The 9,734-nt window shown below is 52.9% G+C and carries 12 protein-coding genes; 4 read left to right on the forward strand and 8 right to left on the reverse strand.

The genetic code is table 11. The annotated features are described in order from the left end of the window. Positions 1-1,053: 1,053 nt before the first annotated feature. The 7 genes from ACOTX5_RS25560 to ardB form a co-directional block, all read right to left on the reverse strand. Entirely contained in the window at positions 1,054-1,386 is a 333-nt protein-coding gene (locus ACOTX5_RS25560; protein ID WP_012561126.1) for a hypothetical protein, read from the reverse strand. 208 nt (positions 1,387-1,594) lie between these two features. After that, complete coding sequence (ccgC, locus tag ACOTX5_RS25565; RefSeq protein WP_001750002.1) at positions 1,595-1,879, reverse strand: protein CcgC; 285 nt, start codon at positions 1,877-1,879, stop codon at positions 1,595-1,597. Between the two features lie 68 nt (positions 1,880-1,947). Further along, positions 1,948-2,289 (reverse strand): hypothetical protein, encoded by a 342-nt coding sequence (locus ACOTX5_RS25570; RefSeq protein ID WP_015344948.1) that lies wholly within the window; start codon positions 2,287-2,289, stop codon positions 1,948-1,950. 14 nt (positions 2,290-2,303) lie between these two features. Continuing rightward, the gene (gene ccgD / locus ACOTX5_RS25575; protein WP_000545925.1) at positions 2,304-2,600 is read right to left on the reverse strand and encodes a protein CcgD; all 297 of its coding nucleotides are present in this window, start codon (positions 2,598-2,600) and stop codon (positions 2,304-2,306) included. An 885-nt stretch (positions 2,601-3,485) separates the two neighbouring features. Beyond that, positions 3,486-3,725, reverse strand: a complete 240-nt coding sequence (locus ACOTX5_RS25580; RefSeq protein ID WP_000932975.1) for a hypothetical protein — start codon at positions 3,723-3,725, stop codon at positions 3,486-3,488. Between the two features lie 9 nt (positions 3,726-3,734). Then, on the reverse strand, positions 3,735-4,139 hold the full coding sequence (gene ardR, locus ACOTX5_RS25585) for an antirestriction protein ArdAB regulator ArdR (protein ID WP_000881513.1): 405 nt from the start codon (positions 4,137-4,139) through the stop codon (positions 3,735-3,737). A 57-nt stretch (positions 4,140-4,196) separates the two neighbouring features. Next, positions 4,197-4,622: an antirestriction protein ArdB gene (gene ardB / locus ACOTX5_RS25590; protein WP_000447669.1), complete on the reverse strand. Its 426-nt coding sequence runs from the start codon at positions 4,620-4,622 to the stop codon at positions 4,197-4,199. A gap of 414 nt (positions 4,623-5,036) precedes the next feature. Between ardB and mucA the strand changes: the two genes are divergently transcribed. The 3 genes from mucA (at position 5,037) to ACOTX5_RS25605 (ending at position 7,672) form a co-directional block, all read left to right on the forward strand. Next, the gene (mucA, locus tag ACOTX5_RS25595) at positions 5,037-5,477 is read left to right on the forward strand and encodes a translesion error-prone DNA polymerase V autoproteolytic subunit MucA (protein ID WP_000861760.1); all 441 of its coding nucleotides are present in this window, start codon (positions 5,037-5,039) and stop codon (positions 5,475-5,477) included. Beyond that, complete coding sequence (gene mucB, locus ACOTX5_RS25600; protein WP_001749980.1) at positions 5,465-6,730, forward strand: translesion error-prone DNA polymerase V subunit MucB; 1,266 nt, start codon at positions 5,465-5,467, stop codon at positions 6,728-6,730. The genes mucA and mucB overlap by 13 nt, the downstream gene beginning before the upstream one ends. A gap of 150 nt (positions 6,731-6,880) precedes the next feature. Then, the gene (locus ACOTX5_RS25605; RefSeq protein ID WP_001452808.1) at positions 6,881-7,672 is read left to right on the forward strand and encodes a SprT-like domain-containing protein; all 792 of its coding nucleotides are present in this window, start codon (positions 6,881-6,883) and stop codon (positions 7,670-7,672) included. Between the two features lie 14 nt (positions 7,673-7,686). On the opposite strand, the gene ardK is transcribed toward ACOTX5_RS25605, so the two are convergent. Continuing rightward, the gene (ardK, locus tag ACOTX5_RS25610) at positions 7,687-8,028 is read right to left on the reverse strand and encodes an antirestriction protein ArdAB regulator ArdK (RefSeq protein ID WP_000057569.1); all 342 of its coding nucleotides are present in this window, start codon (positions 8,026-8,028) and stop codon (positions 7,687-7,689) included. A gap of 559 nt (positions 8,029-8,587) precedes the next feature. Between ardK and ACOTX5_RS25615 the strand changes: the two genes are divergently transcribed. Beyond that, the gene (locus ACOTX5_RS25615) at positions 8,588-9,307 is read left to right on the forward strand and encodes a replication initiation protein (protein WP_001749982.1); all 720 of its coding nucleotides are present in this window, start codon (positions 8,588-8,590) and stop codon (positions 9,305-9,307) included. Positions 9,308-9,734 lie beyond the last annotated feature (427 nt).

Here is a 9,734-nt window from a genome sequence, read left to right on the forward strand (position 1 = left end):
CGCCGCGCGCCTGCGCGCGGGTACGGCGGCCCGCCTGCGGGTCGCGGCGCCGTACTGCGAGTTAGCGGCCGCCGCGCGGCCGGTTACGGGGGACACCGCACCGTCACGGCCAGCGCCCCGCTGAGCTGCACAATCCACGGATAACACAATAGCGCACTGGCAAAGGATGCCGACGCCTGAAGGGCGTTGGCACCCCGAAGGGGCGGGGCGGCCGCTTGCGGCCGGGCGAGTCCGGCGCAGGGTGTGGCCTGCCAAGCGGAGCGCGGAGGCCGAAGGCCGGAGGCGTTAGCGGCCGCTGCCCGCGTAAGCGGGGCGAGACGGGAACCGGCTCGATGCGCAGCACAGCAGAGCGGCCCCGAAGGGGTAACGCCCTGTGTGGCATCAGGATTTAGCACAATGTCAGAACATAAACTGGAGAGATCACCGGCAAGCAGCTGCAAAGGGGCGGCACAGCCGCCCCGATGGCTGTTACTTGTCTTTGTCGCGTAGCACTTTGATTAGGCCGGTTACGGCCGTAATCAGAGCGGCCAGCGAGGTGATGATTTGCGGTAGGTTTTCGAGGATGGTAGAGGTCATATAGCACCTGTAGAGAAGTTGGCGGGGTGTCGTTTCCGACGGCCGCACTGTAACCGGGCGAATAAGGCAGGTTGTCAACAGCTTGAGCGAAGCGTCTGTTGACAACCTGCCGCGCCCGGTTTCACTGCGGTCATAGGCGGAACGACCCACGCCAACGGAACGGCTTTATGACCGGGCAGCTGAGATACCGGCGAACCTGGCTGGCGGCTGACGCCAGCCGCCAAGCGCCAGCGCGGAGGGCGAAGCCCGGAGGCCAAGCGGAGCGCGGAGGCCGAAGGCCGGAGGCGTTAGCGGCCGCTGCCCGCGTAAGCGGGGCGAGACGGGAACCGGCTCGATGCGCAGCACAGCAGAGCGGCCCCGAAGGGGTAACGCCCGGAGTCTGCCGCTGTTTATCTCTCGTTCCATCTGAAATCGGCGGTAAGGCCATTAAAAGGGTCAGTTTATCAGGGGGACGTTAGCCCCCCATGTTGTTAATCATCAGGCAATATCGTCTTTGTAGCAGGCATAACCGAAGCTAAGCTCTGTTTTCATATAGTGGCGGGCAAAGTCCCAGGCATCGTGGCCGAAGTCCTCATAATCTGCCAGGACGATTTCGCGGGCTTTGTGCCATTGCTGTACGGAAGAAAGCGGCAGAACAGGGCAGGGAAGCGACCAGTCAGTGACGGTGTTGCAGATCATATCTGCCAGACGCTCCAGGGAGCCGTAAACCAGCTCTGTGCGCAGATCCGCCACCATGCGTTGTTTACGCAGTGATGCCAGATAATCAATCTCTTTGGTTATATCAGAATTTAAGCGGGTCTGGTAATCCATGATGTACTCCTTTGCGCGCCGATACCGGCAATTTTGCGGGCGACGGTGTTGCCTCCCGATGATTTAATTATCGGTGATTATGTCCTCAAAGTCAATATAAGTACTGAATGTGCATACAAAATTTTATATCTTGCAAAGCGTTCATAGAGTGCCTGAATCGCTTTCTGACAGCCTCAATAAAAAAGGCGGGGATTACCCGCCTTTTTTCTTACAGCTGCTTACGTGGCTTTTTACGCGTCATATACAACGGTATCGCGCAGTCTACCGCGTACAAAAAGCACGCCAGCGCGCCGCAACCGTACAGAAACGCAAGCGGCTTATTATCGAAGTAGCTGAAAACCCCTGTCGCCGCACACAGGCCCAGAACAGAGACGCAGGCGCAGGTGATCTGCACCAGATCCCTGTATCCCGCACGAACGATAAACCAGGGCAGGGCAAGCGCAGCGGCGCTAAAAATTAATGCGAGAGGGACAAAAACGAGATAGTGATACATGTGAACTCCTTGATGGTTGCCGATACCGGCGATTGTTCGGGCGGCGGTATTGCCACCCGATGATTTAATTAGAGGTTTTGCGCGTCCAGGAGATTGACCTGAGCCGGGGTAACGTGAAACTTTTCCCCTTTATGGATCACGTTATGCGGGGCGCTAATTTCATCACTGATAAAGCTAACCGGGTAACGTTTTTTACCGCAAATCCGCTCGCTAAACCACGCCACTTTTGCCGCTGGCCGATCCACTGGATGAACAATCACACCGGCCATGCTGCAACCCGTTGCGGGTTCGTCCAGCGTAATGCTTACCGGGACTGTATCCCGGTAAAAAAACTTAACCGGCGGCACACCTGCCTGCGTAGCGGCTGCGACAACTGCAAGCCCGATAACCGCTATCCGATTAATAAGCATTTTATTCCCCTTACTCATGCTGATATCACCTTGCCAGCTGTTACCAGTTTACGAAATTCGCTTTCATGAATTTCACGCCCATGCTCAAGCGTTGAATACACGTTGCCGATAAGCCAGTTACCAGCCGTTTTTGTCTCGGTATACCACCATGCTTCTGTCAGAGTAAGCAGCGGTTCGCTATCCTCGCCCTTCTCATAGATCCAGATTTTAGTGACGTCTTTACCCGTTTCGTTGCTGCCCTGAATGGTAGGGTCAAAGGTATGTTCAATCTCTATATCGAAGTAACGCTGAAGGAAGTTAGTAAAGTGCATGACGACTCCTGTAAGCGCCGATACCGGCAATTTTTCGGGTGGCGGTGTTGCCTCCCGATGATTTAATTATCGGTGATTACGCCTTTAAAGTCAATACAAGTACGGAATTTATTTACATGTTTTTATGCCCGTCAGGGCATGGAAGGCGACCGCGCCGGACTCCACCGGACACCGGCCGCAAATCGCCGGAAACTGCGGGACTGACCGGAGCAACAGGCCAACCCCCCTTCCTGCTAAGCCATAACCCAGCCCGCCGCCACGCAGCTGCCGCACGTCCCCCACGGGGGTGCGCAGTGGGCGCCGCGCGCCTGCGCGCGGGTACGGCGGCCCGCCTGCGGGTCGCGGCGCCGTACTGCGAGTTAGCGGCCGCCGCGCGGCCGGTTACGGGGGACACCGCACCGTCACGGCCAGCGCCCCACTGAGCTGCACAATCCACGGATAATGCAGGAGACGAATCATGATAGGAGGCTGAAGGGGAAATGAGCGGCAGCAGGGGAAGGGGTTGCCAAGCGGAGCGCGGAGGCCGCAGGCCGGAGGCGTCAGTGGCAGCTGCCCGCGTGAGCGGGGCGAGACGCGTAGCGGCTCGATGCGCAGCACAGCAGAACGGCCCCGGAGGGGTGACGTCCGGGGGTTCGCTTTTAAAGATTTTCGACCACATCAGTAAATCGTAGTGACACCATGAAGCAAAAGTATCGTGCAGACCAGAATCAACAACAGTAACAGCAGACCTTTTTTTCGACGTAATAAAACCGGCCCCAAAGCGCCCGCAAGAAGCACACTCAACACGATTTCCGTTATGCTAATCGTATTCATAATCTCTCACGTTTCCCTTTTTAGAACTCTGCCACACACGGATAAAACCTTATAACAAAGCAACAAAACCCGTTATTCAGACACGGTAATGCCTAGTTTTTTTGCCAGAATTTCAGATGACAAAGAAACCCTTATCGACTTCCCGGTTACAAGGTGAATGATTGTGGCTTCATGCCCTTCAACAGAGTGGGATATTAACTCACGCTGAATGATATGCGTCTCTCCATCATTTCCCGTCACGGCTATTAGGCTCTCTGTAGAACAGGGGTTGATACTACTAATGTTGGTGTTGTTTTCGGTTTTGTTCAGCATCGCTGATCCTCAAATATCGGTTTGTGTTACGTCTGCCGCTTTGCGCTGGATAAGCGACTTAAAGAAATCCGACGCCTTCAGAATATCGCTATCCTGGAAGTCGGGAAATGTCGCTTCTGTCAGCTCCTGCGCCGTACCTGCCCGTATAACGGTTTCATCGCGGATCATCGTTCGCTTAACGCCATCAGCCTGTTTTTTGCTGAAGGAGTGCCGGAAAATAATCGCGTATTGGCCGCCGCTATCCTGATGAACAGAAGTATCCCAGCGATGATTACCCTGTTTACGATAGTGGTGATAGATTTGCTGGCCGTAGCGCTCCTGATCGGAATTACGGTAATCGAACATTAACAGTTCCAAAAGCATTAACCGATCTGGCAATTGCCAGGCGGTAGGGTGTTGAAGTGTCGCTAACATAGTTTCCCCTGAGCGTGACAGTCACGATAAGGCGGGCTTTGCCCGCCTGGTTATCAGTTAATCAATGGCACGATAAATACGATTCTGGCTTTCGTTCTCCAGCGTATTAACGTACTCCCGCAACAGGTGATACCGGTTAGCCATCGTTTCGTTCAGTTCGGCTTTGCCTTCTTCATATGCCAGCCCGCAAAAGTAACTGTAGGCATACAGACAAACAATAATCCCTACTTCGCGCGCGCTGCATTCACCTTCAAAATAGTTAGGTAACGAGAGCCAAAGAGGTTGGGGCGCTTCCATAAAAAACGCGCCATTGCTGGCCTGAAGGTATTCCCAATACCCTCCCTGGTAGTCTTTAGCGTAACGATTCAGAAAGGACTGAATGAAGTGATCTGCGCTGAAGAAAGCGCCACGAAATGCCGCAGGCATGAAGTTCATGCGGGCGTTTTCAGAAATGTAGCGGGCGGTGATTTCGATAGTTTCCATGATACTTCCTCTTTAAGCCGATACCGGCGATGGTTAAGCGGCAGGCACATCACCTGCCACTTTTTAATTATCGTACAATGGGGCGTTAAAGTCAATACAAGTACGGATTATATTTACCTAATTTTATGCCCGTCAGAGCATGGAAGGCGACCTCGCCGGACTCCACCGGACACCGGGGGCAAATCGCCGGAAACTGCGGGACTGACCGGAGCGACAGGCCACCCCCCTCCCTGCTAGCCCGCCGCCACGCGGCCGGTTACAGGGGACACTGAGAAAGCAGAAAGCCAACAAACACTATATATAGCGTTCGTTGGCAGCTGAAGCAGCACTACATATAGTAGAGTACCTGTAAAACTTGCCAACCTGACCATAACAGCGATACTGTATAAGTAAACAGTGATTTGGAAGATCGCTATGAAGGTCGATATTTTTGAAAGCTCCGGCGCCAGCCGGGTACACAGCATCCCTTTTTATCTGCAAAGAATTTCTGCGGGGTTCCCCAGCCCGGCCCAGGGCTATGAAAAGCAGGAGTTAAACCTGCATGAGTATTGTGTTCGTCACCCTTCAGCAACTTACTTCCTGCGGGTTTCTGGCTCGTCAATGGAAGATGGCCGCATCCATGATGGTGACGTACTGGTTGTGGATCGCTCGCTGACGGCCAGCCACGGCTCAATCGTAGTCGCCTGCATCCATAATGAATTTACCGTGAAGCGGCTACTGCTGAGGCCCAGACCCTGCCTGATGCCGATGAACAAAGATTTTCCTGTGTACTACATTGACCCGGATAATGAGAGCGTTGAAATCTGGGGAGTGGTTACGCATTCCCTTATCGAGCATCCGGTATGTTTGCGCTGATTGATGTCAATGGCATGTACGCCAGCTGTGAGCAGGCATTTAGGCCAGATCTGGCAAACCGAGCAGTGGCCGTTTTATCCAACAATGACGGCAACATTGTGGCCCGTAATTACCTGGCGAAGAAAGCGGGCCTGAAAATGGGCGATCCGTACTTCAAAGTCAGACCCATAATCGAGCGTCATAACATCGCTATTTTTAGCTCTAATTACACTCTCTATGCCTCCATGTCGGCCCGGTTCGCGGCCGTAGTTGAGTCCCTTGCAAGCCACGTCGAACAGTATTCAATCGACGAGCTTTTTGTTGACTGCAAAGGGATAACGGCCGCCATGAGCCTTGACGCTTTCGGGCGCCAACTGCGCGAGGAAGTCAGGCGACACACAACGCTGGTATGCGGGGTCGGTATTGCCCGTACTAAGACGCTGGCGAAGCTGTGTAACCACGCTGCAAAAACATGGCCCGCTACTGGCGGGGTGGTTGCTCTGGACGATGGCGCCAGACTGAAGAAATTAATGAGCATCCTGCCGGTTGCGGAAGTCTGGGGCGTCGGCCATCGTACAGAGAAAGCACTCGCCACAATGGGGATCAAAACGGTGCTGGATTTAGCCAGGGCAGATACGCGCCTAATCCGTAAGACGTTTGGTGTTGTGCTTGAAAGAACGGTACGGGAGCTACGCGGCGAGGCTTGCTTCAGCCTGGAAGAAAACCCTCCGGCGAAGCAGCAGATTGTTGTATCGCGCTCATTCGGCCAACGCGTAGTAGCCCTGGCGGATATGCAGCAGGCGATCACCGGATTTGCAGCGCGCGCAGCTGAAAAACTGCGTAATGAGCGGCAATACTGCCGCGTCATAAGCGTCTTTATCCGCACCAGTCCTTATTCAGTGCGTGATACACAGTATGCCAATCAGGCAACCGAAAAACTGACGGTGGCAACCCAGGACAGCCGCACGATAATTCAGGCGGCACAAGCCGCGCTGGCGCGGATCTGGCGGGAAGATATTGCGTATGCAAAAGCAGGGATCATGCTGGCCGATTTCAGCGGAAAGGAGGCCCAGCTGGATTTATTCGACTCTGCTACGCCTTCAGCTGGCAGCGAGGCGTTAATGGCTGTTCTCGATGGCATAAACCGGCGTGGCAAGAGCCAGCTGTTTTTTGCAGGCCAGGGCATCGATAACTCCTTTGCCATGCGCCGTCAGATGTTGTCACCTGATTACACGACAGACTGGCGCTCGATACCAACAGCAACCATCAAATAATTACCGGCGCCGCACGCGGGCCGGTCAACCCCTCAACCGGCCGAAACGAGTTTCGGCGCGGTTTCGCGGTTTTCGGTAAAAGGCGTTTCATCTGTATAAAAGATCAGCTAAATTATGTGTATTGCACAATACATATATGTGAGGTTAACAGTGAATTTGCCTACGCCCGAAACCTACGATGAACTTCAGAGAGCCTACGATTTTTTTAATGAGAAGCTATTCAGCAACGAGCTGCCGCCATGCCTGATAACGTTGCAGCGTGAGAAGCGAACGTATGGCTATTGTTCCTTTAAGCGTTTCGTCGGCCGTGAGAGTGGGTACACGGTAGACGAGATCGCTATGAATCCGGTGTATTTCTCGATCAGAACCATAAAGGCCACGCTTTCAACACTGGTGCATGAGATGGTTCATCAGTGGCAATTCCATTTTGGCGAGCCTGGCCGCCGTGGCTATCACAACAAACAGTGGGCGGCCCGGATGGAACGGGTAGGACTAATGCCTTCTGATACCGGCGAACCGGGAGGCAGGAAAGTGGGCCAGAGCATGACCCATTATATTATTGCCGGTGGCCCTTTCGATATGGCCTGTGATGAACTGCTGACAGGCCATTTCCGGCTTTCCTGGATGGACAGGTTTCCGCCTTACCAGCCTAAGCCTGGCGCTGTGCTAAGCCCTACAGGAAAAGGCTATATTGACGACGAGGAAGATGATAGCGAACACGAACAGGAGGTGGAGGAAGGGCGCGACCCGGTTGAACTCGACGACGAGATCATAGAGGCCATGCGATTTGTAACCCCGCCGCCTGAAGCGCCGGTGAACAAAACAAACCGGGAAAAGTACAGCTGCCCGGTGTGTCATATCAATCTCTGGGGTAAACCGGGGATAGTGGTTTACTGTGGTGGCGAGCACTGTAATAAAGCCGCGTTAGTAGTCTTAAAATAAAGTCCTTTCGGACTTTATTTTTTTTCCATTTCCGAGGTCGTGATGTTATTAATGCTGTACTTCGCGGCTTCTTTTAAAACAGTTTCAGCAAGGCTTGCTGGTATCCAGACCTGAACTAATTTTAATGGTTCGCCGTTCTCGGCTTTAAGAGTGGTGTTCTGGTACAAATCCCAGATTCGCTTAACGGTGCTGGAAATGTTTTGCTTGGAACGGCCTACTCGCGTGGCTACGTCTGATGATTTCTCACCTTTGACAAGCACGGAATAGCCAATATCTGTTGTGATGTGTGCAAAGGAAGCCATTTGCGGCAGCAGCTGTTTCCATTCTGTTTCTGAAATTCTGTTTTTCTGAGCCATCTGTGGCGCCTCCGTAGTTTTGGTTACAGAAAGGATATACTCAGAATAAACTGGGGTCAATACAAGTACGATTTTTATAAACTTTATTTTATTTGAGGGTGAGGCCCGGTGCGGCAGCAGCGCGGGCCTCGATGGTGCCGCGAAGGTGCTGGCGCCATGCTTGGATTAAAACATGAACCGTGAAGAACTGCGAAACTTGTTTTCGCGGTTCTGAGGGGTTGACCGAGCCGCGAAGCGGCGCTGGTAAGCGATGATATGCACATATCCACAGGCATATTTTTAAAAGGTATTTTATAGATTTTTTATCTTTTTAAAGTCTTTTAGAGCTATATAACTCATTGATTTAAAATCATAAATAAGTGTTATCTCTGGGAATCCGCCCACCTTGTTATGGGAATTGGCCCACCTATCTATGGGAAACACCCCACCTTACTATGGGAATTAGCCCACCTTGTTATGGGAATTGGCCCACCTTAGACGAAACTGTAAAAAATGTATTTACTTGTTTGAACTTTGTGGTAGTGTGGAGAGTAATTTTTAACCCACAAAGGCAAGGCTCATGGATAAGTTGCTGAACAAAAAGATAAAAGTTAAGCAGTCTAACGAGCTTACCGAAGCTGCTTACTACCTCTCGCTAAAAGCAAAGCGCGTTCTCTGGTTATGTCTTATGCAGACGTATTTCACAGCTTCAGTAAGCGAAGATGATGATGAGATGGCTGTACTCGGTGACTCTACTTTCAAAGTAAAGGTGGCTGACTATGAGCAAATTTTTCAGGTAAGCCGTAACCAGGCTATCAAGGATGTTAAAGAAGGCGTGTTTGAGTTAAGCCGTTCTGCGGTAATCTTTTACCCGAAAGAAGGAAGTTTTGACTGCGTCGCGCGCCCCTGGCTAACAGAGGCTGGCAGCCGATCAGCTCGTGGTATCTGGGAAATCGAATTTAACCATAAACTCCTGCGGTACATTTACGGCCTGACGAACCAGTTCACCACCTACTCGCTCCGCGATTGTGGCAGTCTTCGAAATCCACGGACGATCCGCCTTTATGAAAGTCTTGCTCAATTCAAATCTTCAGGCTTATGGGTTACTACTCATGCTTGGTTAAATGACCGTTTCCTTTTGCCGGAATCCCAACAGAAGAACTTGGCAGAGTTGAAACGATCTTTCCTTGATCCTGCACTCAAGCAGATAAATGAGAAAACACCTTTACTTGCTAAGTATAGTATTGATGATTCAGGAAAATTTCTGTTCTCAATAATTGATAAGCAAAATCCCGTCTGACATAAATCAGCACACATGAGCCTGTCATTTGACAAATTTTTGTCATGAAGATGGGCGAATTTCCACACAGCACCGGCGCCCGGCAAGGTGGGCGGATTCCCACACGGCACCGGCGCCCGGCAAGGTGGGCGGATTCCCACACGGCACCGGCGCCCGGCAAGGTGGGCGGATTCCCACACGGCTCCGGCGCCCGGCAAGGTGGGCGGATTCCCACACGGCACCGGCGCCCGGCAAGGTGGGCGGATTCCCACACGGCTCCGGCGCCCGGAAAGGGTGGGCGGATTTCCACACAGCACCGGCGCCCGGCAAGGTGGGCGGATTCCCACACGGCACCGGCGCCCGGAAAGGGTGGGCGGATTTCCACACAGCACCGGCGCCCGGCAAGGTGGGCGGATTTCCACACGGCACCGGCGCCCGGCAAGGTGGG

Source organism: Enterobacter cloacae complex sp. IR5441 (genome assembly GCF_049238215.1).
GTDB classification, from domain to species: domain Bacteria; phylum Pseudomonadota; class Gammaproteobacteria; order Enterobacterales; family Enterobacteriaceae; genus Enterobacter; species Enterobacter hormaechei_C.

Excerpts from the sequence above, each read along its gene's own strand:
- ACOTX5_RS25560 (WP_012561126.1), bottom strand. The coding sequence starts at position 1,386 with ATGGATTACCAGACCCGCTTAAATTCTGATATAACCAAAGAGATTGAT.
- ccgC (WP_001750002.1), bottom strand. The coding sequence starts at position 1,879 with ATGTATCACTATCTCGTTTTTGTCCCTCTCGCATTAATTTTTAGCGCC.
- ACOTX5_RS25570 (WP_015344948.1), bottom strand. The coding sequence starts at position 2,289 with ATGCTTATTAATCGGATAGCGGTTATCGGGCTTGCAGTTGTCGCAGCC.
- ccgD (WP_000545925.1), bottom strand. The coding sequence starts at position 2,600 with ATGCACTTTACTAACTTCCTTCAGCGTTACTTCGATATAGAGATTGAA.
- ACOTX5_RS25580 (WP_000932975.1), bottom strand. The coding sequence starts at position 3,725 with ATGCTGAACAAAACCGAAAACAACACCAACATTAGTAGTATCAACCCC.
- ardR (WP_000881513.1), bottom strand. The coding sequence starts at position 4,139 with ATGTTAGCGACACTTCAACACCCTACCGCCTGGCAATTGCCAGATCGG.
- ardB (WP_000447669.1), bottom strand. The coding sequence starts at position 4,622 with ATGGAAACTATCGAAATCACCGCCCGCTACATTTCTGAAAACGCCCGC.
- mucA (WP_000861760.1), top strand. The coding sequence starts at position 5,037 with ATGAAGGTCGATATTTTTGAAAGCTCCGGCGCCAGCCGGGTACACAGC.
- mucB (WP_001749980.1), top strand. The coding sequence starts at position 5,465 with ATGTTTGCGCTGATTGATGTCAATGGCATGTACGCCAGCTGTGAGCAG.
- ardK (WP_000057569.1), bottom strand. The coding sequence starts at position 8,028 with ATGGCTCAGAAAAACAGAATTTCAGAAACAGAATGGAAACAGCTGCTG.
- ACOTX5_RS25615 (WP_001749982.1), top strand. The coding sequence starts at position 8,588 with ATGGATAAGTTGCTGAACAAAAAGATAAAAGTTAAGCAGTCTAACGAG.